We start from the raw sequence: 22,538 nt of genomic DNA, 5'->3' as shown, positions 1-22,538 counted from the left end.
ACAATTGTCACGGCCCTCCAGACCGATGGCGTCCCGCCGTCGCGGAGTATTGCCCAGCTCCGGCGGAATATCCAGGGATTGAATAACTGTTTTCGTAATCAGTTTTCGGCTCCGTTGACGATCCTGCTGGGGATTCCCTTTCATTACATGTTCGCCATCGAGCGCTGGCGGCAACGGGTCGGGCCGCACTGTCCTGAATGGCTGGCAGCGGTCGGCGAATTCGAGGCACTCTGCTCCCTGGCCGGTTATGCTTACGAACATCCTGAAGATCCCTTTCCGGAGATCGCAGATCCTGCGAATGGACCGCGGTTTGAAGGCGTTGCGCTGGGACATCCGCTGATTCCCCTCGAACAGGTGGTACGCAACGACGTGACCCTGAATACAGAGCAGCGTCTGCTGATGATCAGCGGTTCCAACATGTCCGGCAAAAGTACTTTGATGCGGACGGTGGGGACCAATTTTGTACTGGCGCTGGCGGGTGCTCCTGTGCGGGCCGCCAGTCTGACCGTATCGCCCATGCAGGCCGGTACCGCGATGCGGGTCCAGGATTCTCTGCAGCAGGGCGCCTCGCTGTTCTATCAGTCCGTGGCCCGCCTTTCGGCGGTGGTGCATCTGGCAGACGCTGCAGTGCCGGTCCTGTTTCTGTTAGATGAAATCCTGCAGGGTACTAATTCGCATGATCGGCGGATCGGCGCCCAGAGCGTGATTGAAACGTTGATCGAACGGGGGGGCATCGGCATTGTCACCACGCATGATCTTGCTCTCACCGAAATCACGGCCCAGTTTGGTTCCCAGGCGAAAAACGTGCATTTTGAAGACCAGCTAATCGATGGGAAAATGGCCTTTGATTACCGGATGCGTCCCGGTATCGTGGAACACAGCAATGCCCTGGAACTGATGAAGATGATGGGCATTGAGCTCAAAGCACTGGATACCGAAGCCGATGATCCGAAATCGGCAGACCTGACGCAGTAAACGTGCTTCGTCAGTTGACCAGGTAGAGTGCCACCTGAAAGTAGATGATCAGCCCCAGAATGTCGACCAGCGCGGTAATGAAAGGATTCGACATCATCGCCGGGTCCATTCCCAGTTTGCGGAAGCCCATCGGCAGCATGCCCCCTGCGGAAATCCCCATCAGTACGACCAGGAAAACGGCCAGCCCCACCACCGATGCCTGGATCAACTGAGAAGTGAAAAACCAGGAAACCAGAAAACTGATCACCGACAACAGACTCCCCAACAACAGCCCGAGCTGTAATTCCTTACGCAGCAGGGCGCGTAATTCATCGCGCTGAATATTCGACTCCAGTGCCATCGCCCGGATGATCAGCGTGGCAGACTGTGAACCGGCATTTCCACCGCTGGCCAGGATCAGGGGGATAAACAGCACCAGCCATTCATACTTGTCCGAAACCCCTTCAAAGTGTTCAAGCACTTTCGCCGCCAGAAACGAGGGGACCAGCAGAAAAATCAGCCAGCCAGCCCGCTTCTGAATGACCGTCTTTAAAGGTGTGGAAAGATAACTGTCTTCCAGGGGCTCGACCGCTGCCAGGCGATACGCGTCTTCCGTCGCTTCTTCCTGCATAATATCGATGGCATCATCGTGGGTCACAATCCCGACCAGTTGATTCTGATGGTCCACGACCGGAATGGCGATGAAGTCAAAGCGGGCCATCTGCTGGGCGACAAATTCCTGGTCGTCATCGACGCGGACGGAAATCACATCTCGATTGGTGATTTCAGAAAGGGGACGCGCCGGGCGGGCAAAGATCAGCTCGCGCAGCGAGACAATTCCCTGCAGGCGCCGCCCTTCGTCCACCACGTAGATATACGAAATGATTTCACTGTCCGGTGCCTGTTGTCGCAAACGTTCCAGCGCCTGAGCCACGGTGATATTTTCGGGTAACGACGCGTATTCGGTCGTCATGATCGCGCCGGCGCTGTCTTCCGGATAGGAAAGCAGTTTCCGGATATCGCTGCGTTCCGCCTGTGCCATCAGAGGCAGCAGCTCTTCCACATGCTCATCATCCATTCGCGTCAGCAGGTCAACACGGTCGTCCGGCGCCATCTCTTCAATCAGCCGAGACAGCGGCCCCCGTTCGATCACGCCGACAATTTCAATCTGCTGAGGCAGAGGCAGGAACTGAAAGATCTCGGCCTGCTTCTGAGGATCACAGCAGCTGAGAACCTGCCAGACATTCTGGCTGTCGAGCTCCGCCAGGATCTCCGCCGTGACTGCGGGATAGAGGGCTTCACAGAACTCCTTGACCCCTGCATGATCACCTTCATCCATCAGTATCCGAAGCTCTGGTAGCAATAATCGCCCATACATGCGGAATGCCTCGTTTGCCTGAGATGTAGATCCGTTTCACAAACCGGATTCTGGTTTTACCAGGCAGAAAGCGGGAGCGACTCGACTCTCTCTGCCGGCCTGGCCGGTTTCTCTGTAAAAAAACACCCTGACTGGAATCAGCGCCAGCCAGGGTGTTGATGACTTCATACAAACAACAGAATCAGAAGTTGTTTGACGTTGTTCACACGCAGTTTATCGTTTTGAGAACTGGAAGCTCTTGCGTGCTTTTTTGAATCCGAATTTCTTGCGTTCCACCATACGGCTGTCACGAGTCAGGAAGCGACCGGCACTCAGTGTTTCGTGGAACTGGTTGTTGTAGCCTTCGAGAGCACGGGCAATGCCCAGCACGATGGCACCAGTCTGCCCCGTGGTTCCGCCACCATTGACACGCACCCAGACATCGACTTTACCGAACATTTCGGTCGCCTTCAGCGGGGCTTCCACCATCTGACGATCACGTTCGACCCGCAGATATTCATCCAGGGCCTGACCATTGATCGTCAGGCTTCCGGTACCCGCTTTGATGCGAACGCGAGCGACGGCTGTCTTACGACGACCGGTTCCCATTGCCACACCATGCTTATCCAGTTTTCCCCGGATGACAGGTTCGGGTTTAACTACTTCGTCTTCTTCGGACTCAGCAGGCACGCCGGAACCGAGAGTCAGTTCAGGAACTCCCGATGTGGTGCTCATTGTATCTGCAGTCGCTTCTTCTGAAGTGGCTGTTTCAGCCTCAACCGGAGTCTGCTGATCTGGTGTTCCGGTTGTTACTTCTTCTTCTGGAGTCTCATTATCCATGACGGTTAACTACTCTTATCTGATATTCTGAAAAGGGAACAATAGAAGTTTGTCTGCTTCTGCTCGGATTATGGCAGCAGGTGAGCGGGCATATCCTGAGGCTGTTGTGACTGATGTTCATGAGTCGGGCCAGCATAGAGCTTGAGTTTTTTCAGCATCTGGCGACCCAGTTTATTTTTGGGAAGCATGCGACGGACGGCTTCAGAGAGAACCTGGGTCGACTGACCCCGTTCCAGTTTCATCTCAGCAGTGACCACTTTCAGACCGCTGGGATAACCTGAATAGGTTGCATATCCTTTTCGCAACATCTTCTGAGAGAAATAGGGGTGTGTGTCGTGGGCAAGTCCCTTACCGGAAAACTTTACCTTGTCACAGTTTAGGACAATCACATAATCCCCGGTATCCACATGAGGCGTGTAGGTCGGCTTGTGCTTACCCATCAGAATGGTCGCAATTTTCGCGGCCAGCCGCCCCACAATCAGATTGTCTGCATCAACAACAAACCACTCAGGGTTAACAGTCTTTGCATTTGCCATAAAGGTTTTTGTAGTAGACACCGGTTATTCCTCAAACGTAAACGATATAATATTCAATACTTATGTCAATATGCACTATATAAATGCATGTCAGTTCATCGAGGGAATTCTGCCCCACCGTCGGAAATACGCCGATAAGGGGAGCGCATACAAACCGCAAGGGAGCGGATAACAGTAACCTTTTTGATCTGCATCTTCAACTTTGGCAGGGCGGAAAATCTGTGCTGGAACACAAAAAAGCAGAGAAAAGTGACTTTTCTTCCCCAAGCCGACTGCCGTCAGGCTGCCTCGATTTTCCAGATCATTCAAGACTGCCTCGCGAAGCGCTGCCGCGGATCTCTCTAAGAGGGATCAACGCTCATCGGTACAGGTACACGATTACAGATAGGAAAGCAGTGTGAGTTGCAAGGCCTGGGAGGTCACCTGCAGATTCGCCTGGAATGCATTCTGCCTCTGGGTGATTTCGATAATGACCTCGGTCAGATCCGTTTCGAATTCATTGGAAATCGCTTCCTTGATTTTGACTTCCTGGTCTTTCAGTCGGTTGTTCGACTCTTCCAGAACGCTCATCCGGCTGCCAATATCCCCCCGCACCCGGTTCACGCGGGCGATTTCGGTATCCAGCAAGCCGCCAATCCGCCCGATTTCCTGATCGTTGCCATCCCTTAAGGAGTTCTCCAGTCGCGACAGCAGGCTGAGCACACCGGTCGATTCTTTCGGATTGGGTTCATCACCGACCAGTCCGACCAGGGGATCCGTGCCGGTCTCAATTCCATCAATCCCCAGTGCATAGGCAATCTCGTTGGCGGGAATTTCCAGGGGACCTGTCCCCGAAGCATCAAAGATCGTCAGACCGTTCCCGGTTGTATTCAGAGTCACCTGCAGTTTGATGGGAACAAAATTCCCCTGGAGAGGGACACTGTTATCAGTTCCCCCTTCTGTGACTGCCAGCCCCAGTGCATCGGAAACGGCATTGCCGGCTATACTCAACGGGCCTGTACCTGAATTATCCGTAATCTGGAACGCATTGGTATTCGGATCAATGCCCGCCACCAGGTTGCCTGGATCGACGGCATTAATTGAATCCAGCACATCCTGCACGCTTGCATCACCGGCCAGACTGACATTCACCACCGAACCATCGCGGCGGGTAATATCCAGGGTCGTGGCTCCCACGGGAACGCCCTGCCCCAGATTCAGATCTGCCAGCGGGGTGGTACCGTCGAAGACCTCAAAATCATTAATCCGGTCAATGACATCCTGAACGGTTTTCGTGCCACTCAGGTCCAGGTTGACCGTGGTCCCGTCCCGCCTGATGATCTGCAGCTGCTTACCGGTATCCACGTCGACGCCCCGGCCGTAATTCAATTCCGAAAGTGAGGTACTTGCAGAGAAAGTGGCAATTCCCAGTCCAGCGGCATTGCTGCCCCCATTATTTTCGCCGATCGAGAAATCCGCGCCACTCACCCGGCTGGAGATCGCCAGTCCATTCTTCGCGTCATTGAAGCCCAGGTTGAGATCCGGATCGGCGGTTCTGATCAGATTGAACACATCTTCGATTGTGGTGGCAGTCGAAAGATCAATGGTATGGGTCTGCCCGCCATTATTAATCACCAGTCCTGTTCCCGCGGTGGCCCCGATCCCGGCACCGCCGTTAAGAGACGCCAGTGTGGTCTGCAGCGTGATTCCAGGATTGATATCACCACCGTTGACCTGCGCCACGGCGGTACTGGCAATTCCCAGATCGGTTGCCAGACTTGATCCGATTACATTGGAGACGGCTACGGTCCCCGCAGAGGGAGTCAGCCTCAAACCGCTCGCGCTGGCAGGATCAATATCCACGGTCAGCGTCAGCGGACCACCGGCAAAGGCATTTTCCAGAACCGTTTTGAGATCCTGCACCGTTTCAACGCCGGAAAGATCCACGGTCTGGGTCTGCGGAGTTCCGTTATCCAGTGTCACTGAAATGGAACCGAGTTTGACACCCCGACCGCCGTTCAGATCTGAAATACGGGTCTGGAGCGATAACGCCGGGTTGATGTCACTCCCGAATTCCGGCGTACTGGCCGCAAAGGCTGAAATCCCGTCAAAGTTATTCGGAAGCAGGGTCTGTTTATTAATGTAAGACTGGATCTGATGATCGTCACCACGGTAGACCACCAGTCCGTCTGTCCCTTCTTCAAAGGGAGCCACATTGGTCTGGCTTCCGGAAAACAGGTACTGTCCGCGAAAGGTGGTGTTGCCGGCGTTGATCACCTGGGTTCTCAGGGAAGCAATCTGATCGGCGAGTGCCACACGTTCGGCGTCGGTGACGGTTGAACCCACACCTGAAAGAGAAATCGCTTTCGCCGCATTGAGTGCATCACTGACACTGCCCAGTGAAGTTTCACTCATGGTCAGCATGCTCAGACTCGTATTGATATTCGACTGGTATTGCTGCTGCCGTTCGAAAGTCGACTGCAGAATGATCGTTCGGAGCGCCGCCCCGGGTGATTCACTGGCCAGTGAAAACAGCTGTCCGGTCGCCACCTGCTGCTGCAGCTTTGCCAGCTCCAGCGCATTGTCATTCAATGAGACTTTCAACCGATCCGACAGCATCGTCGAAGGCAGCCTACCTGGCAGAATGGGACCAATCGTCATGATGACTCACACCGAAAAACAGGAATCGTGAATAGAGAATAAAAAGGGGCGCTCAAGTTTCAAATGTTAAGTAGAATCGTAAACAGTTCATCAATAGTACTGACCAGTCGCGCTGCCGACTGAAACGCTCTCTGGTAGGTCAGCACGTTAATGGTTTCTTCATCAATACTGACGCCGGAAAACTGTTCCCGCTGATTCAACAGCGAATCGCGGAACGTCTGTGCTCCCTTCGCGAGTGCCGCCTCTGAGGCAGAAGACTGCGCGAGATTCGCTACAATTTTTTCGTAATAACTGTCGATGCTGATTCCGCCCAGCGACTCAATGGGCTTTTCAGAGAAAGCCGCCAGCAACACGGCATTACTGCCGTCCGAGTGGCCTCCTCCCTGACCTGTCGCCAGAAACTGCTGATTCTGCTTGATAAGGGAATTGATACTGATATCGCTGGAATCAGCGCCGGTAAACAAAGTATTGATGCCGACAGCTGCCAGGGCGCCGCTGGTATCATTGGAGAATTTAAATTCGTAATCGGCATTCGCACTGATGGAGAGTCTCCCGTCCGTGGAGACACTGGAGTTCAGATTCGCCACACCGTTAATGGACGAAGCCAGACTGTCGAGCGTTGTATCAGTGCCGATTCCGTCCAGGTCCACGTTGATCGTGACGGTGTCGGTGATGCCTGTTGATTTATTGGTGACTTTAATCTGAAAACTGCCGTGGTTTGCCTGAAACGGCAAGCCGGACTGTTCCGAATTCAGCGTCGCCGACGAATCCAGCGCCCGCGATGCAGAGGTGATCTGTCCAAACCCTGCCGTCCCCTCACCGGAGGCATGGATTTTATTGAATTCAAAAATCAGATTGGAAGCGTAGGTATCCAGTTGATCGACAAAGCCGCCCAGGATTTCATCGCGACCTTCCACGATCCCTTTCAGCTCACCCCCCGTATGGGAAATATTACTTCTTGTCTGCGAAAGTAACACGTCGTGCACGACAACGCCGCGGTCGGTATCGGTCTGCAATTCGAGCTTCTGCGATGTGCCTGCCAGGACCAGGTAATCGGAACCGGTAAAGACATCGATGGCCCCGTCGGAGCGTTCGCGATAACGGATCGGTATCAGTTCTGACAGCCGGTTCAGCGCGACATAACGCTGCGTACGCAGCGCGCCGGCATCGCTTTCCAGTAATCCCGATGATTCCAGTTTGGAAATCTTGGGATTCAAATCGATGATTTTATCAATCAGTTGATTGGCTTCTGTGACCAGGTTTTCCACGTTCACTGACTGAACTTCGCGCAGATCGTTGAGACGCAGGCGGAGTGAACTGATTTCCGCAGCAAATTTTTCCGCTTCGTTTATCACGAATTCCCGGTCGGGAATTGAGCCGGGCTGATTGACGACATTATTAATCGTTGCCAGAAAATCATTCAGCCCCGTCGAGAGATCGCCTCCCGATAATTCCCGTATTTCATTTTCCAGCTGTTTGAAAATCGTATTGCGTTCATCAATGGCAGAAAAATCGGTATTCGCAGAATGGATTCGCGTTTCGAGGAACAGATCGATCTGCTGCTGGATCCCCGAGATTTCCACACCGGTACCGACAATCAATGCGCCCTGTCGATACGGGGCGGACGGATTGAGGACCAGTTCTTCACGGATGTAGCCGGGTGTTCCCGCGTTGGAAATATTCTGTCCGGAGACCTGAATCCCGGTCCCGAATATTTCCAGCGACTGCTTGGCCATTGCCAGCGTAGCATTAAGTCCCATAACGGTATTTCCGAAACAAAGGAGGTGTCTTCAACACAACGGACGACGGATCACTTTACAGCGAGCATTCAAGCCGATGCGTCAAATATCACCCCTCCTGTACCACTTTCATTTTGACCACGTGAGTAGGTAGGCACCTTCTGACCTGCGTGCGCAATCAGTTCCAGTACCTGTGTGTAGTGCTGATAAGAGCGTGTGGACACAATCCACTGGACCCAGGTTTCATGCCGCAGCTTTTTGGACCGCTGCTGAGCGGCTGCAATTCTTTCGAACAGCGGCTCTGATTTCGGAACATCCAGTTTCAGGAGCAGGTCATGCAGTGAGTCGGCTGGCAGCCCCTGTTGCCCGGCGGACTGCAATAACTGCTGACGTCTGAGTAAGACGAACTGCAGCTCGCGAGTGAGTTCTGCTTCAATGACGCCGCATTCATCAATGATTTTGACATTGATCTTCCGGAGCGCCTGAGATTTCTTCTGATACAGTTCCAGCAACTGGTTTTGTATGGGTTCCAGATCATGCAGGATCCCCGACAACTGGCTGAGTAACTGCCGATGCTGCGTCTGTGCAGACGCACTTGGTGCTTCATGCATGGGAGCCCCCTTTCTCCCGGTTTACATAATCCGCCCTGTGAGCGGAGAAAATCGCCTATCGTTATAATCGGCACATTTGATCCAGGTCTCGCGTCTGTTTTAACCAGAATCTTTTTTGCTGACTTAACGTGATGAAGCTTAAGGTGTTAAACCTGCAGCCGCATCGATCGATTCCAGCGAATTCGCATTCAACTGTCGTGCAAACGAGGAGAACAGTGCATCCGAGAAGCTGCCCCCCTCCTTTTTCGCCAGGTCTGTAGAGATCTGCTGGTCCAGCTGAGACTGAAACATTTCTTCGGCCTGACCACCATGAAAATAGGCAGGCTTTCCCTGTGCCGATCGCATCGCTTTAAACATCTGCTGGTAAAACGTTCCCGCCACGAACTCCTGGAACTTTTCTTTCAGTTCCGATGGGTTTTGGCCGGTCTGATTTAATTCAGCAGGAGCGCCGCTCACATTAGACAACAGCGACGACTGGTTTATGGAAGGTTGAATGGCGGAGAGAGAGGTCATCACTGGTAATTCCTGAAAAGTGATCTAAAAATGAAACCGGCGTCAGCTTTACTACTTAGTGCTCATCATACTCAGCGTGCAGTTTGCCAGAGCGATGCAACTCGCGGATGATGCTGATCACATCTTCCGTCGGCACACGCAGCTGGTTCAGTGCTTCCACCAGCTGCTGCAGTCGTTGCGTACTCTGTTGTCCCTGCTCGCCGGTGATCGGCACAAAGCCTCCCGGCAGTCCCCCCTCTGCAGGATTTCCGACACCCACAGTTAGATTCTTATGTGAAATCACCACCGGACTGATTTCGACTTCGCCGGTGACGACCACTGTTTGTGATTTTGGATTGACCACCACCCGCGCCTGCTGATGGGGACGATCAATGCCCACTTCCATGACCGCGGCCACAAATTCGACCGGTGACTGCATATACTGCCGGGGAATCCGGATAAACACCCGGCCGGGTCCCTGGGCAATCGCCAGCTGCTGATTGCCGGCTTCAAAACTGAATTCGGAATTGATCACGCGTGCCACTTCGCTGGCAGTATGAAAACCGGCATGATGTCGGTCGACCAGCAGTGTGATGGAACGCGTTCGGCGGTCGATGAAGGGCAGATCGAAGTCCCGTTCCATCACCAGGCCGTTGATAATTTTCCCCGTTGCCTGTGAAAGATCGTCTTCCAGGATGACGCCGCCTGAACAGAGTCCGGCACCCACCCCGTTTCCGATTTCCGGCGTCGCGACCGGCGCGACCAGCAGTCGTCCGCCTCTCAGACTTTTCGCTCCCAGCATGGAACTGACATGGCAATCCAGTTTCTGTCCTTTGCGGATCCCGCTGGCAGGAATGGTCGCTTCAATCATGACCAGCGCCACATTGTTGGCAGCGGACAGATCTGCCAGATCCACCACCGGGTTATTCAAATGCTTGAGGGCTGCTGCCAGGCTGCGAATGGTGGGCAGGTTCTTGCCGCCATCACCGGTGCCATCCAGGCCCACGACCAGCCCCATGCCGGTCAGTTTGATTTCCTTCATGCCATACACGCTGCAGATATTTTCCACGCGTGTCCGCGCCTGCAGTTCGGAGACCGGACACAGCAGGCAGAGGACGAACAGGATCAGACTGGAAACAGGTTTGAACAGTCGGGCTGGCATAGTAATTTCCCGTCACATTTCAACAAAAAGAAGTTGACTTAAAATGGAAAGAACCAGTCGTACAACACCACCCCCCATGGTCGTTTGGTACTCTGATACACTTTACCTCTCTGGTGCTTGACGATATCCAGATTGGCAATATTTTCACTTAACGCCGTGTTATCACGGTTGACATCCTTACTGCGAATTTCGCCCGTCAGACGATATTCCCAGACATCATGATTGGTGCGAATGCTTTTGCGGGCTTCCAGAATCAGGTTGCCGTTCGGACGGATATCCACCACGATGGCAGCAATCCGATACTGAATCCCTTCACGGTCCGCTAACTGGCCGGTACTCTGCAGACGCCCCTGCAGCTGGGTATCAATTTTCGGGCTGTTCAAAGCCGCGGGCGCCAGGTTGCCTGCAGCATCGATCCGCATGAACTCCTTGAGCTCCGCTTTCAGTGTTTCGGTTCGATTCCGGTTGAAGCGGGAATCCACGGTCACACTGGATTTTTCATCCACCATGATTGTAATAATATCATGGATCTTCACGACAATCGGTTCAGGGGCCGGTACATAAATCAGTGAATAATCTCTGATCAGAGCCGGCTTGGGTGAATTCGTATAAAGGTCTCCCTGGCCAAAGGTATTTGCCAGGGACTCTGTCAGCTGTAATGCTTCGGTCTGAAAGCCGAACTCGTTGATCTGTGCTGACGCCAGCCGGGGAACGCGTGGGCCCTGCTTTTCGTCAGGCCCCGCTGCCTGTGTTGTTTCTTCAGTTGTGCTTTCTTCTGCTGCGGAAGTACCCTGGGAGGATCGTATTGAAGTGCTCGAATTGGCCTGCGCGGTTCCCTGCGCTGTGGGTTCCTGCGCCAGCGCGACAGTCGAACAAAACAATACGATACTTCCCAGGGAAATCGCCTCCCGTAACACTGCCAGCAGCCTGTGGCGCTGACAGATTCTCTCACTGTTTCGTGTGATTATTTTCATTTTCGAATTCCCCCTCTTCGAATGGCATACCCGCCCGCGGTTTGAATGTTCCCGGACTGAGGAATGCCGTCGGATGCTTCAGAGGATCCGGAAACAAACTGAATTCCGGCGGTCCGCTGAACTTCATTGGCGGGGCGGTAGTTCACTTCGGCCTGGTTGTAACCGGTCACCGTTGCCATCAGTCGGTCCCGGCCTTCCAGCGCGATCAGCGTAATGGGATCCCCCATGCCACCGGTGCCCTGGGCCCGCATCTCACGACGAACTGAAATCCCACCGCGTCGGGCGTAAACCGTCACAATTGCACCGTCACGGATCAGGGGTACTTCCACCAGATCCTGACTCCGCATTACGTGGGACTGGTACACGGTCCGTGTCAGTTCTCTGCCAATTACCAGGCGGGGATCGGTCATGCCGGTCTGATCTTTTTCCGGTCGAATCCAGACCAGATCATCGGCACGTACCACGGTGCCTTTGTTTAATGTGTATTTGGCTGCCAGAATCTCGGGGATCCGTTTCAGCTGGCAGATAATGCGAATTTCATGAGACTCGCCCTGTGCATCAATCAGCTTCATCCCGACGGCCTGCTCTGTTTCCACGAGTTGATCCAGGCCGGCAAAGCGAAACATGTCAGCGCGGTTATCAAGTACCTGCTGCACATGATCACGGGGCAGACGGACCGAGAGAGAAAACTGTTTTGAATTGGGGTAGCTGCTTCTGACCCAGTCCGTCAGGGCCTGTTGAACTTTCTGTTCGGCCTGCTGCTGATCCTGCTGGGTGGTGACCGCCTGTTGCTGTGGTTCCTGATTGACTTCTTTTGAAGTGACCTGCACCTGGCTGCGGCCGGTCAGTTCCAGTTGACTTAAATCCACACCCAGGGCCTGCAGGCGTCCCCGGATCTGTGAGATGGTAATGACCTGGGTTCGGCCCTGCGGAGGAGCCGGCTGCAGAATCATGCCCTGCATGCGTGTGATCTGTTCCGGATCGGCGTGCAGTACATCAGCGATATCACCCAGGCGTACGACAGACGTATTCACCACAGCGGTCGCTTTCAGACGCAGAATTTCTGCCTGCAGACTGTCCAGGCTGACAACACAGCAGCAGACCAGCATTGAGAAACTCAAACACGATTTGAAACAGAAACGAAACATGAAAAATCGACTTTGTGCAAAATAACAGATCAGCTTAGAAACGACGCAGGTTGGCCACGGTCTGCAGGCTCTGGTCGGCGGCCTGCACGACCTGGCTGTTGAGTTCGAAGTTACGCTGGGTTTTAATCAGTTCAACCAGTTCTCGAACCGGTTCCACGTTGGACTGCTCCAGAAATCCCTGTCGCACCTGGCCGCGGCCTTCCGTACCCGGATCACCGAACTGGGCCGGACCCGAACCGGTGGTCTCAGTAAACAGGTTGTCTCCCTGACGCATCAGACCCTGATTGTTAATGAAACGGGCGATCTGAATATTGCCGGCGGTCTGAATCTGGGGCGATCCCTGCTGCTGATAACTGACCACACCATCGCCGGAGATGGAAACATTGATCGCATCCTGGGGAATTGAAATGGTCGGCTGGAGCTGGTAACCTTTGTCGGCAGACGCCATCACCAGGTTTCCATTGGCATTCAAAGAGAAGTTTCCGGCACGGGTATACAGGTCCTGGGTTCCGTCATTCACGCGGAAAAATCCATCGCCGACAATCGCCAGATCATAGGTGCCGTTGGTAGGTAAAATCGAACCCTGTTCAAAATCGCCTTCGGTACTCTGCACCCGGGTACCAATACCCAGCGCGGTTCCGGTAGGCGTGAGATTTCCCTGATTGTCCTGCACGCCCGGCAGCTTGAAATGCTCGTAGAAAATGTCTTCAAAATTGGCACGACTCTGTTTGTACGCAGTGGTACTGGAGTTTGCCAGGTTGTTGGCAATGATATCGAGATTGAAGCTGTTCGCAGCCATTCCCGAAGCACTGGAATACAGGGCTCTTACTGCCATGGGTTGTCTCCTTACTCCCCTGACCTGTCTTGAAAAGAACACAGGTCATCTTAAAAAATTGTTTGCTTAACGCCGTGGCATACTTTGCAGTAACCGTCCGAGCGATTCATCCTGTAACTTGATCATATTGATGTTCGATTCAAACATCCGGGATGAGGTCACCAGTTCCATCATCTCCTCGACGGAATTCGTGCCGGATGCTTCAATAAAACCCTGTGCAATATTCGCCGGACCTTTCAGCGGATTCACACGTCCTTCTGTTGTGTACATGTTCTTCCCGATTTTGACGAGTTCGTCGAGGGAGCCCGGCATCACGACAGCCAGCTGCCCCAGATTCCCCAGCGGCTGATTTTCTGCATCAAAGGGAGTGACCACACCATCGGGGGTTATTTCCACGTGGGTGGCTTCGACGGGAACTTTGATCTCTCTGCCATCTGTCGTCAGGATGGGCATGCCATGATCGGCGGTGACCAGTCGTCGATTTCCATCAATCGAGAGTGATCCGTTTCGGGTCAGAAAGGACTCCTGTGCGCTGCCGACCTGAAAGAAGCCCGGCCCTTTTAAAGCCAGGTCAAACTCACTGTTGGTAGGAATGAGCGAACCGGGTTCGAAGTCGGTTGTAATGGATTCCAGAGAGATACCGCCGGAATGATTTTCCAGCGCGCCGGGCAATGGATTGAGAGGCCCCTCATTCTGATCATGGGGAGGATTAATGCGAAAGATGGGAACGTCACGTTTAAATGACGTGGTATTCGCATTGGCCATATTATTCGAAAGCACATCAAGCCGGACCGAATTCGCTTCGGCACCTTGGGCTGAGAGGTACATGCCGTAAATCATTTGGATACCTGACTTGAACCGCTGCTGTTTCGGTACTGAAACCGCTACGCAACGAACTCAAAGAGTTTCGATAGACACATCCCCCCTTATATCTATCGGATCCCTACAACAGGCATCTTTAATGTAATCGGAAAATATATTCCACTTTATCCAGTCCCCCAGTCGCTAACGGCATCAGGCAGCGAGGGAAGCCGGGCGCAAAACAGGCACCATGACCTGAAAAGTCATAAACCCGGCAACAGTATCAGTTTACTTCTGGAAACAGCTTAAGAAACGTGAAACAGAAACATTTCCTGTTTTGTGGCGGGGTAGAAGGACCTGAACTTGAACAGACAATCATAGACGGGACTGCCTGACAGTTCATTGACCAGCCTGGTTGATTATAGACCACAACTTTGAGCAGGGACACATTCGACTTCGAACTGATGTACCAGTTTTCGAATTTCAGCGCGATTCACTGAAACATCATCAGGTGCCTCAACACCCAGTCGAACCCGATTTCCCTTAACTGACAGGATCTTAATGGAGATATTGTCGTTAATAATGATCTCTTCATCCTTGCGTCTTGTGAGCACTAACATCAGTGGACTCCTTTCTTTGGGATACATTCCTTTGATTAAACCAACAGGCCCTGCAAACTCACGATAGTGTCAAACAACATTCTTCCTGACAGATTATACGCAGCAAACCCGATTCCAGTTTGAAATAAAATCGAAAAAATTAAAATATTTATCATAAGCCCTAAAGTTTTCGGTAAGTTCGTACCCTGTCTTTCAGACAATTTATTTTACCTATTCTTACACACATAGCTTGAACAGGCAGGATTATACACTTTTGACGCAAAAAAGTGCGGCACATTGCTACAGTGTGGTAAAGTTGTCGTAGCAGTCTTGTTCAGCAAGCATTTTTTTTGAGTCTGACGCAATCAGCTGAACCTGGCCGATAACGTAAACAATCCTTGATCAGTCAGATTGACTTTTTCTGGTCGCTCATCAACCAGAGAGGAAGATGAAAACCCATGTCTGCCATTCGAGTCCTGTTCAGTGCCGGCACTATCCTGTTTTGCCTGATGCCCGTCCACGAAGGAATTGCCCAGGATGTCAAAAAGCCTGCTGCCGATCCGTCTCCGGAAATCATTCCTGAGTCGGCTGAAAAGAAAGAAGTTCCCCCACTGGAAGCAGTGATGCAGATGATTGAGGAATATTTTACGGATCGCAAAGGCTACAAATCCGGGGATATGCTGACACGCGGTCAAATCAAACCCCTCTTTCGGGAACTGCAACAGGCTGGCTGGTCAGTCAAAGCGGAGAACGAAATCCTCAAACGACTGCACGCCGATACCGATTTCCTGGCCGCTCAACTCAGTACACCCAAAGGGGCGATCTTCATGCGTCGCATTGCCCAGATGCCCGGCGGCTACGATCGTCTCGACCATATCCTGATCATGCCTTACGGGAAGCGTCGGATACGGGAATTTATCAATTCGCCCGGCGGCTATACGATGATTGAATATATGACGACCACCAAAGGGGGCAAAAACCTGGGGAACTACCTGTCGAAAGCCCAAAACGGTCAGGGGTTCAATAAGCCGACTCCCTATATCTATACCCAGACAGAATTAACCGCTGCGCTCAAACAGGCTTATGAGAAAGAAAACGCGAAATCAAAGCGGAACCGTTAGTCGGCACTCCGTTTTTTATAATGTCTCCCGGACCATTGGGGCCGGTTATCATTGATTGTGAGATACTATATATGTTATCCAGGTTGTTTCTCTGAATCCCTGGCCCGGTTCATTTGACGTCGCGTTCGATTCGATTTTTCTCCTGTGAAAGCTGGCAGATCAGCCTTCCAGGTTCACACCAAAAAATGTGGCGCTCTCGGTGATATCCTGTTTGCAGGATTCAATCATGCTGTTGATCTGCTCTTCATTCAGGTCAAAGTAAGTCTGCAGAATTTCTTCCGCTTCCAGATACTCATCGGAACTGCAATTCCAGAGACTTCCCGCCAGAAGGCTGCCCGTACGTACGGCCATTCCCAGGGGGGCTCCATGCTGTCCGGTACCGTGATGCTGTTCGATCGCTGTGACCATTTCAGGAGGCAACGACCAGTGATGCAGCAGACGGGCTCCCAGTACGGCATGATCGAATCCGAAGTACCGCTGTTCCCCCAGCAGAAGCTGCTCGCCATGAGGATAGCTTTCATAAATCAGGCTGTATTGTTCACGTTCCACCTGAGAGAAGACCAGAATCCCGACATCTGCCAGGAGGCCCGCCGTATAGGCTTCATCATTTTTCAGGCACTTATGATGATTTGCCAGATGGGACGAAATGGAAGCAATCGTCAGCGCCCGCTGCCAGTAATCGGCAAAAATCCGACCTTTGCTGCGGCGGGTTAATGATTCCACCATCGAAAAACTGATGGTCAGCATACGGATGGCATCTTTTCCCAGGTAAGAGACCGCATGTTTGATACTGATGATCTGTCGGGAGACGCCATACTTGGCCGAGTTCACTACCTGTAGAATTTTCGCTGCCAGGCCGGGGTCATGCTCGATGCATCGCACAATTTCATCGATGCGACTTTCCGGATTGCGAGTCAGCTGCAGGATCTGCTGCGCCACTTTGGGAGCTGAGTGTAAGCGATCTAAACGTTGAACAAAATGATCTGCAAGATCAACAGGGTCTGCACAATTATCAACTAACATGACCGTCCTTCTTTTGTAGTTCTTTGTGTTGCCTATTAGCCCTTTGGGGGATTCTCTTCTCTCGAAATCTATCTTTGAGAGAAAGCAGACACGGTCACTAATTGGATACGGAAAACCAGTTTTCCGATTCTCGAAGGCAACTGTTCCAGAAATAACGATCGGAACCGTTGTAGCGTTGTTGACAAATAAAAATGAGAGTGTAAATCCCTCCTCAAACGGGGGCGCTACTTACTTTAACGTCTCCCCGGCCATGAGGACCGGGCCGCATCGATTGGGACATGCAATCGTTACAGTTGGCGCTCTGGCACATCATTTCACAATAGTTATGTCAACAGCTTAAGACCCGATTCCTGGATCTCATACGGCACCAGCGATTCATCGACGGCACTGCCTCGATGCTTGGCGATATGCAGGGCCCGGCTCATCCGGTTCCCTTCCCTGATCTTCCCCATCAGAATGATGGTATTTGCATTGGAAAGAACATCGCCGCTTTCGATCGGACGCTGGATCAGATCATCCAGCATGACCTCATGTGTCGTCAGCAGCAGCAGACAGCCGATCTGCTGAAAATCATATTGATGCTGTTCGACCTGGGCCTGATGACTGCGAAACTGTGCCCGGAACAGATCGCGGGCCACCCAGTCATATTCTTTGCGCAGAATCTGGTGATAGACATATTCAAACGCATGAAACTGGAACGAATCGCTGGGGCGATCGGTCGGCTCAATGCCATCGATGACCGCCCGTCGCACGCCATGCACAAAGTTCGAATAAAAAAAGGCAATCGCCGCATCCAGTTTCTTGACGAATTCCAGCTTCCACTCTTTCCATTCATCCAGTTCCATATCACGGCGCGTCACCCGGCGGCCACTCTGGCGAAACAGATGCTGGTAGTCGGTCCGCGTCCCGGCATCCCAGATCTGATCCAGGTCAAAGGCTGTCTCCACCAGCTGCTCCCGCAGTTTCCACTGGAACAGCCGCTCGGCGTAATCACTGTGGCTCTGTGAATCGCCGCGGGTTGCCATATCAAACAGTACACCGGTCTGTCCTTCCTGCTGCAGACCCGCCTGGGCAAACTGCAAACCCAGCTGTGTTTTGCCGATCCCGGTCGCGCCCAGCACAACGGTCAGCTTGCCGGGCAGCAATCCGCCTGCGAGCAGTGTATCCAATTCCGGAATTCCCGTTGATTGTCGCAAGTCAGTCATGGTGAGTTCTCATTTCGCAGAGAGAAGCTCCGCGCCCTTATTGTATTCGTGTATTTCCAGCCCCTGTTTCGTCGGGGGATCAGACCGTAATATAGCGGTCGCGTGCAGCCACGTTCCAGTGGTCAACCACTTTTCCGCCACTGACGATGGTGACCGATTTATGCAGTGCCGAAGTCGGGCAGACATGCCGGGGAATCGCCAGCAGTTCATCACCGGGCTGAAATTCAGGAGCCCGATCACTGATGACCACCAGGTGCTCTTCATTCTGCAATACCGGTTTTGCATCCGGCAGATCCGGGAATCGGCAGCGATTTTCCATCGCCGGGTCAGAAGCAATCGCTTTATAACCCAGGTCAAACGTGATGCGTTCGGAATCAGGGCGGCTGATCACGCGCGTCAGCACGAGTGCTGCCGGGGTGAATTTCAAATCGGGAAACAGCTCTCCGTAACCGACATCATGCAGCACGCAGGTCCCCGGACAGACTTCGATATCAGGATCCTCAATGCCGGCGAAGATGGGGAACGAGCCGGTCGCACCCGCGACGATCCGCGGAACCGGGAGTCCTTCCGTCACCAGTTGATCCCGCAATCGACTCACGCGATTCCAAACCTCTTTGACGGCAATCTCCCGTTCATTGAAATCAACCTGATGATTCTGACCATCGTAAGCGTGCAGGCCAGCGGCGATTAAGCCCGGCGTATTGGCAATCATCTGGTATAGCTCAACCGCCGTCTCTCCCGGTGCCAGCCCGGTTCGATTCTGCCCGGTATTCAGATCGAGCAGAACTTCGATTTCGAGCCCGGCAGCAGACATCGCTTCACCCAGCAGTTCAATCGGGCCGGGGTGATCGGCGGTCACCTGCAGGGACACATCGGGCCAGCGTTTGCGGAATTCGACAGCGCGGGCAATGTTGGGGCCGACCAGGTTATAAGCCAGACAGATATCTTTCACTCCCGTATCAGCCAGCATTTCGGCTTCCGCAAATGTCGCTGCCTTATGCTTTTTAATGCCCAGCGAAAGTTCCAGCTGAATGATCTCACGCATCTTATGCGTTTTACAATGCGGACGGAGCCGGGAAGGATCTCCCACCAGCTCAATCATTTTTCGTAAGTTATCTTCAAGCAGATCCTTGAAGATGATCATTCCCGGAGAAATGATCTGGCTGGTATCGTCTATCTGATAGCATGCATCCATGAGCAGACCTGATCGCAGTTAAAATATTAAATACCCTGGAAGAAGACTTTTTCCGCCGTCTTTTCCAGAATCCATTCTTTATCCATACCAGACAGGAACGGCAATCCATTCCTGACTAAACCGATGGATGCCTGGTACGAATGATCGCCTTGCACCTGGTAAGGACAGTCAGTAGCCCACATCAGACGGTTGGCACCGAAGGCCTGGTACACTTTCTCGATCAGCGGCAGCAGATCGTGGTAAGGCATCTGTTTTTTGCCCAGCGCATAAAAGGCAGAGACTTTAACATACACGTTCGGATGTTTTGCCATCTTGCAGAGCATGTCGACTTCTTTGGGATCGATTTCCCCGGTCACGCCAATGCGGGCCAGGTGATCGATGACCACGGTTGTATCACGATGTTTCTGGCACATTTTATCCAGTGCGGGCAGTCCGACGGCATCCATCAGGCAGCACATGGCCATGCCTTCTTTAGCGCCGGTGCTCCACATCTCTTCCATGCATTCCCCGTCCAGCCATTCATCGACTTTTTTCGTCTGGGGACGAATACGAAATCCCCGCACGCCCTTCTTTTTCAGTTCCAGCATTTTCGGCGTCGGTTGATCGCCATTCTGATCGATGACGGCCACGCCGGAAAACATGCCTGGATATTTTGCCATGCAGTCCAGCATGTAGCTGTTATCAAAGCCATAAAATGACATCTGAATCAACACGACCCGGTTCACGCCGACGGGCTTCATTTCCGCCTGCAGTTCTTCAGCCGTAAAGCTGGGTGGCTTCATATCGGAAACTTCATAGCCGGGCGCCAATGGATATTTTTTGACATCCGGAGTCCAGACATGCGAGTGTGCGTCGATAAATTCCATAGCATAAGCCTCTGAAAAAAAGGTTAGCGGGAAAAACTGCCGGAATCAGGAATCGGCCTTGGTGGTGTAAAAGTATTTGTGTACGAGTTCCTGTGGCGGGGGTGCTGTCAGCTTCGTGACGACAAAGCCGGAGATGAACGAGACAAACAGGCCGATGATGATCGGATCAAAATCGAACAGCTGGTAAGGTTTGAAAAAGCTGCCATTCACGAAATAGCCGGTTACATACATCGCCAGATGCACGGAAAAACCGCCCAGCATCGCGCCCATGGCGCCTGCCGCATTAATGCGTCGCCAGTACAGGCCATAGACAATCGCCGCCAGGAAGCTGGCAGCCAGCCCACTGCCCACGTAGACGATAATATCCTGCAGGAACTGGGGAGGATTGATGGCAACAACCATCGCAGCGGTCCCTACGACAAAGGTCGCCAGGTAACTTAACTTCTTGATCGTTTTCTCACTGGCTTCGGGATTGATATTCCGCTGATACACGTCACGTACCCAGGCCGAGGAAATCAGCAGCAGGAAACTGTCGACGGTCGACATCACCGCGGCAAACGGAGCGGCCACCAGCAGACCCGCCAGCCAGCCCATGCCGATATGTTCGGTCAGGTACACGGCCATTGCCGGCATGATCCGGTCCGAATCTCCTTCCATCCCCGGCAGTAATACGCGGGCACAACAGAAGATTAAAACCAGCGGGAAATAAATAAGCGTGTAATAAATGGCGACCGTACAGATGGAACGCTGCAGCGTTTTGGTATCACGAAACGCCATCAGACGCACCATGTTGGCAGGCTGCCCGGTCCCGGAAATCGCCCACATGAAGAAGAACGAAATCGCCAGGCTTAATGGCAAAAACCCGCTGTCACTGCCGGGGCTGGGTCCCGGTCCGACCACATAGGTTCCCTGCTGACTGCCTGCTTCTCCATAGGCATACGCCTTGAGATCGATATTGGAAACGCTCACATCATTCAGAAATTTTTCGCTTTCGCGACGCGCCAGAACCCGCTCAATATCATCCAGCGTGGTCAACTGCAGCACTTTGACTTCGTTGACAGTGGTTTCACCCTCGGCAATTTCAGTCGCCACTGTGACACGAAATAACAAAGGCGTTTTATCATCGTCGATCGGTGTATCGGTGATCCAGGTTCCCGCTTCAATACGCATCATTTCCGTCGCGGGTTCAGCAAGGGTCAATGTGATCCCCCCCTTGTCCGGGTCCGATATCCGGGGCGGCGTCATTTTCGCCATCAGTTTCGTGGTATTTTCCAGACCGCCTGCCTGCGAAATGGCTAAGGGCAGCATGATGAGCACACCAATGACCATCACGATCCCCTGCATCACATCAGTCCAGACCACCGCATGGAAACCGCCATAGGTGGTATAAAGAATGACGGCCACACCAAAGACCAGCAGGCACAATAAATATTCGGGGCTTTCCGACTCTGATACGTAAGGAATACCAGCCACTGCCTGCGACAGCCCGTCGGCAGCACTTTCAAAGATAGTAACACCATCCAGCAACGTCTGCAAAATCAGGCTGCCCGCCTTGAACTGGGCGACCAGGTTAAACGACATGAAAAACACGATCAGCGAAACCGCCATCAGCCCTAAGACCGGGCTGTGAAACCGGTCGCGGATCACATCCGGTACGGTGATCGAACCGGAGCGGCGTGCCACCTGATTCAGACGTTTGCCGATCAGGCCCATCGTACAGATGGGAACCACCATGTAACTGCCGATCCAGAGCGCCAGGATCCAGCCATGCGAATAAATCTTGGAAGGAAAACCGGTAAAACTCCCGCCGGAACTGCTGGTGGCGGCAAATGTCAACGCAAACGCCCAGACTCCCAGGCCCCGACTTCCCAGAAAGTATTCACTGAGAAAGCTTTTGCTTTTGAGCAGGCGATTGGACAAAGCCGCGATCACAAAAACCGCAGCCGTGTAGACCAGGAAGGAGACGAGCGCCGCATTCGTGCTGGTCGCGGCAAACAGGTTAGTCAGGCTGATATTCGTGGTAGATAGAAGATTCAAGACTTATTCCCCCCGGTCGTTGCATCACTGTCTGCTGCATGCATCTCTGCAATTTCTTCGGCAAGATCTTCGCCTTCATGAGCGACGCCGAGGTCGTCTTCTTTCATGTAGAACAGGCAGAACCAGATCGTAAACAGGTCAGCGACCACCCAGGGAAAAGCAATCCCCCAGAAAACCCAGCTGGGAATCCCCATCGTGGTTTCAATGGTCTCCGGATCAAGTCCGGTTTGAAAGCCGTTGAAGTAACAGTAAGGGACGGACCACAATAATGCGGCCACCCATAATCCCAGAATGATCCAGGCTTCACGTTTCGAGTTTAAAAAGACAGGGTCAAGCTGCATTGACTCCGTGTCGTTCGATGGTGCGGTACTCATTGACGGCCCTCACTTCTAACGAATATCTC

Annotated in this window: 20 protein-coding genes and 1 pseudogene; 2 read left to right on the top strand and 19 right to left on the bottom strand. The window is 52.8% G+C overall.

The window, feature by feature from the left end; all coding sequences use genetic code 11:
* Nucleotides 1-975, top strand: a pseudogene (locus AACZ40_RS09930) (hypothetical protein); the annotation flags it as partial.
* A 10-nt stretch (nt 976-985) separates the two neighbouring features.
* Here the strand turns inward: AACZ40_RS09930 and mgtE are convergent.
* From mgtE to csrA, 13 genes are all read right to left on the bottom strand, one after another.
* Nucleotides 986-2,332, bottom strand: a complete 1,347-nt coding sequence (gene mgtE / locus AACZ40_RS09925; protein ID WP_291168446.1) for a magnesium transporter — start codon at nt 2,330-2,332, stop codon at nt 986-988.
* A gap of 213 nt (nt 2,333-2,545) precedes the next feature.
* On the bottom strand, nt 2,546-2,920 hold the full coding sequence (rpsI, locus tag AACZ40_RS09920) for a 30S ribosomal protein S9 (protein WP_291168801.1): 375 nt from the start codon (nt 2,918-2,920) through the stop codon (nt 2,546-2,548).
* A gap of 299 nt (nt 2,921-3,219) precedes the next feature.
* On the bottom strand, nt 3,220-3,687 hold the full coding sequence (gene rplM / locus AACZ40_RS09915) for a 50S ribosomal protein L13 (RefSeq protein ID WP_339674285.1): 468 nt from the start codon (nt 3,685-3,687) through the stop codon (nt 3,220-3,222).
* Nucleotides 3,688-4,065: 378 nt separating this feature from the next.
* A complete protein-coding gene (gene flgL / locus AACZ40_RS09910) occupies nt 4,066-6,327 on the bottom strand; it encodes a flagellar hook-associated protein FlgL (protein ID WP_291168449.1) in 2,262 nt (753 codons plus the stop codon).
* Nucleotides 6,328-6,386: 59 nt separating this feature from the next.
* A complete protein-coding gene (gene flgK / locus AACZ40_RS09905) occupies nt 6,387-8,087 on the bottom strand; it encodes a flagellar hook-associated protein FlgK (protein WP_291168451.1) in 1,701 nt (566 codons plus the stop codon).
* A 68-nt stretch (nt 8,088-8,155) separates the two neighbouring features.
* Entirely contained in the window at nt 8,156-8,677 is a 522-nt protein-coding gene (locus AACZ40_RS09900) for a hypothetical protein (protein WP_291168453.1), read from the bottom strand.
* Between the two features lie 138 nt (nt 8,678-8,815).
* Nucleotides 8,816-9,190, bottom strand: a complete 375-nt coding sequence (locus AACZ40_RS09895; protein ID WP_291168454.1) for a rod-binding protein — start codon at nt 9,188-9,190, stop codon at nt 8,816-8,818.
* Nucleotides 9,191-9,245: 55 nt separating this feature from the next.
* A complete protein-coding gene (locus tag AACZ40_RS09890) occupies nt 9,246-10,331 on the bottom strand; it encodes a flagellar basal body P-ring protein FlgI (protein WP_291168456.1) in 1,086 nt (361 codons plus the stop codon).
* Nucleotides 10,332-10,369: 38 nt separating this feature from the next.
* On the bottom strand, nt 10,370-11,305 hold the full coding sequence (locus tag AACZ40_RS09885; RefSeq protein WP_291168457.1) for a flagellar basal body L-ring protein FlgH: 936 nt from the start codon (nt 11,303-11,305) through the stop codon (nt 10,370-10,372).
* Nucleotides 11,302-12,453: a flagellar basal body P-ring formation chaperone FlgA gene (gene flgA / locus AACZ40_RS09880; protein ID WP_291168459.1), complete on the bottom strand. Its 1,152-nt coding sequence runs from the start codon at nt 12,451-12,453 to the stop codon at nt 11,302-11,304. The genes AACZ40_RS09885 and flgA overlap by 4 nt, the downstream gene beginning before the upstream one ends.
* 34 nt (nt 12,454-12,487) lie before the next feature.
* On the bottom strand, nt 12,488-13,288 hold the full coding sequence (gene flgG, locus AACZ40_RS09875; protein ID WP_291168461.1) for a flagellar basal-body rod protein FlgG: 801 nt from the start codon (nt 13,286-13,288) through the stop codon (nt 12,488-12,490).
* A 66-nt stretch (nt 13,289-13,354) separates the two neighbouring features.
* Nucleotides 13,355-14,128 (bottom strand): flagellar hook-basal body protein, encoded by a 774-nt coding sequence (locus AACZ40_RS09870; RefSeq protein WP_291168463.1) that lies wholly within the window; start codon nt 14,126-14,128, stop codon nt 13,355-13,357.
* 380 nt (nt 14,129-14,508) lie between these two features.
* Nucleotides 14,509-14,709 (bottom strand): carbon storage regulator CsrA, encoded by a 201-nt coding sequence (csrA, locus tag AACZ40_RS09865; protein WP_291168464.1) that lies wholly within the window; start codon nt 14,707-14,709, stop codon nt 14,509-14,511.
* 437 nt (nt 14,710-15,146) lie between these two features.
* Between csrA and AACZ40_RS09860 the strand changes: the two genes are divergently transcribed.
* The gene (locus AACZ40_RS09860) at nt 15,147-15,809 is read left to right on the top strand and encodes a hypothetical protein (protein ID WP_291168466.1); all 663 of its coding nucleotides are present in this window, start codon (nt 15,147-15,149) and stop codon (nt 15,807-15,809) included.
* Between the two features lie 159 nt (nt 15,810-15,968).
* On the opposite strand, the gene AACZ40_RS09855 is transcribed toward AACZ40_RS09860, so the two are convergent.
* The 6 genes from AACZ40_RS09855 to AACZ40_RS09830 form a co-directional block, all read right to left on the bottom strand.
* Nucleotides 15,969-16,832: an HDOD domain-containing protein gene (locus AACZ40_RS09855; RefSeq protein ID WP_291168468.1), complete on the bottom strand. Its 864-nt coding sequence runs from the start codon at nt 16,830-16,832 to the stop codon at nt 15,969-15,971.
* A 323-nt stretch (nt 16,833-17,155) separates the two neighbouring features.
* Nucleotides 17,156-18,037, bottom strand: a complete 882-nt coding sequence (locus tag AACZ40_RS09850; RefSeq protein WP_291168469.1) for an ATPase domain-containing protein — start codon at nt 18,035-18,037, stop codon at nt 17,156-17,158.
* Nucleotides 18,038-18,116: 79 nt separating this feature from the next.
* Nucleotides 18,117-19,232 (bottom strand): D-TA family PLP-dependent enzyme, encoded by a 1,116-nt coding sequence (locus tag AACZ40_RS09845; protein ID WP_291168470.1) that lies wholly within the window; start codon nt 19,230-19,232, stop codon nt 18,117-18,119.
* A 26-nt stretch (nt 19,233-19,258) separates the two neighbouring features.
* Nucleotides 19,259-20,098 (bottom strand): amidohydrolase family protein, encoded by an 840-nt coding sequence (locus AACZ40_RS09840; RefSeq protein ID WP_291168472.1) that lies wholly within the window; start codon nt 20,096-20,098, stop codon nt 19,259-19,261.
* Between the two features lie 45 nt (nt 20,099-20,143).
* On the bottom strand, nt 20,144-22,135 hold the full coding sequence (locus AACZ40_RS09835) for a hypothetical protein (RefSeq protein ID WP_291168474.1): 1,992 nt from the start codon (nt 22,133-22,135) through the stop codon (nt 20,144-20,146).
* A complete protein-coding gene (locus tag AACZ40_RS09830; RefSeq protein ID WP_291168476.1) occupies nt 22,132-22,509 on the bottom strand; it encodes a hypothetical protein in 378 nt (125 codons plus the stop codon). Before AACZ40_RS09830 ends, AACZ40_RS09835 begins: the two co-directional genes overlap by 4 nt.
* Nucleotides 22,510-22,538: the final 29 nt, after the last annotated feature.

This window comes from uncultured Gimesia sp. (assembly GCF_963972345.1).
Lineage (GTDB): Bacteria > Planctomycetota > Planctomycetia > Planctomycetales > Planctomycetaceae > Gimesia.
Note: the sequence above shows the minus strand (reverse complement) of the source record. Positions and strands in the feature narration are given on the sequence as shown.

Bases quoted from the DNA above. Each gene is read 5' to 3' on its own strand.
- mgtE (WP_291168446.1), bottom strand. From the start codon at position 2,332: ATGTATGGGCGATTATTGCTACCAGAGCTTCGGATACTGATGGATGAA.
- rpsI (WP_291168801.1), bottom strand. From the start codon at position 2,920: ATGGGAACCGGTCGTCGTAAGACAGCCGTCGCTCGCGTTCGCATCAAA.
- rplM (WP_339674285.1), bottom strand. From the start codon at position 3,687: ATGGCAAATGCAAAGACTGTTAACCCTGAGTGGTTTGTTGTTGATGCA.
- flgL (WP_291168449.1), bottom strand. From the start codon at position 6,327: ATGACGATTGGTCCCATTCTGCCAGGTAGGCTGCCTTCGACGATGCTG.
- flgK (WP_291168451.1), bottom strand. From the start codon at position 8,087: ATGGGACTTAATGCTACGCTGGCAATGGCCAAGCAGTCGCTGGAAATA.
- AACZ40_RS09900 (WP_291168453.1), bottom strand. From the start codon at position 8,677: ATGCATGAAGCACCAAGTGCGTCTGCACAGACGCAGCATCGGCAGTTA.
- AACZ40_RS09895 (WP_291168454.1), bottom strand. From the start codon at position 9,190: ATGACCTCTCTCTCCGCCATTCAACCTTCCATAAACCAGTCGTCGCTG.
- AACZ40_RS09890 (WP_291168456.1), bottom strand. From the start codon at position 10,331: ATGCCAGCCCGACTGTTCAAACCTGTTTCCAGTCTGATCCTGTTCGTC.
- AACZ40_RS09885 (WP_291168457.1), bottom strand. From the start codon at position 11,305: ATGAAAATAATCACACGAAACAGTGAGAGAATCTGTCAGCGCCACAGG.
- flgA (WP_291168459.1), bottom strand. From the start codon at position 12,453: ATGTTTCGTTTCTGTTTCAAATCGTGTTTGAGTTTCTCAATGCTGGTC.
- flgG (WP_291168461.1), bottom strand. From the start codon at position 13,288: ATGGCAGTAAGAGCCCTGTATTCCAGTGCTTCGGGAATGGCTGCGAAC.
- AACZ40_RS09870 (WP_291168463.1), bottom strand. From the start codon at position 14,128: ATGATTTACGGCATGTACCTCTCAGCCCAAGGTGCCGAAGCGAATTCG.
- csrA (WP_291168464.1), bottom strand. From the start codon at position 14,709: ATGTTAGTGCTCACAAGACGCAAGGATGAAGAGATCATTATTAACGAC.
- AACZ40_RS09860 (WP_291168466.1), top strand. From the start codon at position 15,147: ATGTCTGCCATTCGAGTCCTGTTCAGTGCCGGCACTATCCTGTTTTGC.
- AACZ40_RS09855 (WP_291168468.1), bottom strand. From the start codon at position 16,832: ATGTTAGTTGATAATTGTGCAGACCCTGTTGATCTTGCAGATCATTTT.
- AACZ40_RS09850 (WP_291168469.1), bottom strand. From the start codon at position 18,037: ATGACTGACTTGCGACAATCAACGGGAATTCCGGAATTGGATACACTG.
- AACZ40_RS09845 (WP_291168470.1), bottom strand. From the start codon at position 19,232: ATGGATGCATGCTATCAGATAGACGATACCAGCCAGATCATTTCTCCG.
- AACZ40_RS09840 (WP_291168472.1), bottom strand. From the start codon at position 20,098: ATGGAATTTATCGACGCACACTCGCATGTCTGGACTCCGGATGTCAAA.
- AACZ40_RS09830 (WP_291168476.1), bottom strand. From the start codon at position 22,509: ATGAGTACCGCACCATCGAACGACACGGAGTCAATGCAGCTTGACCCT.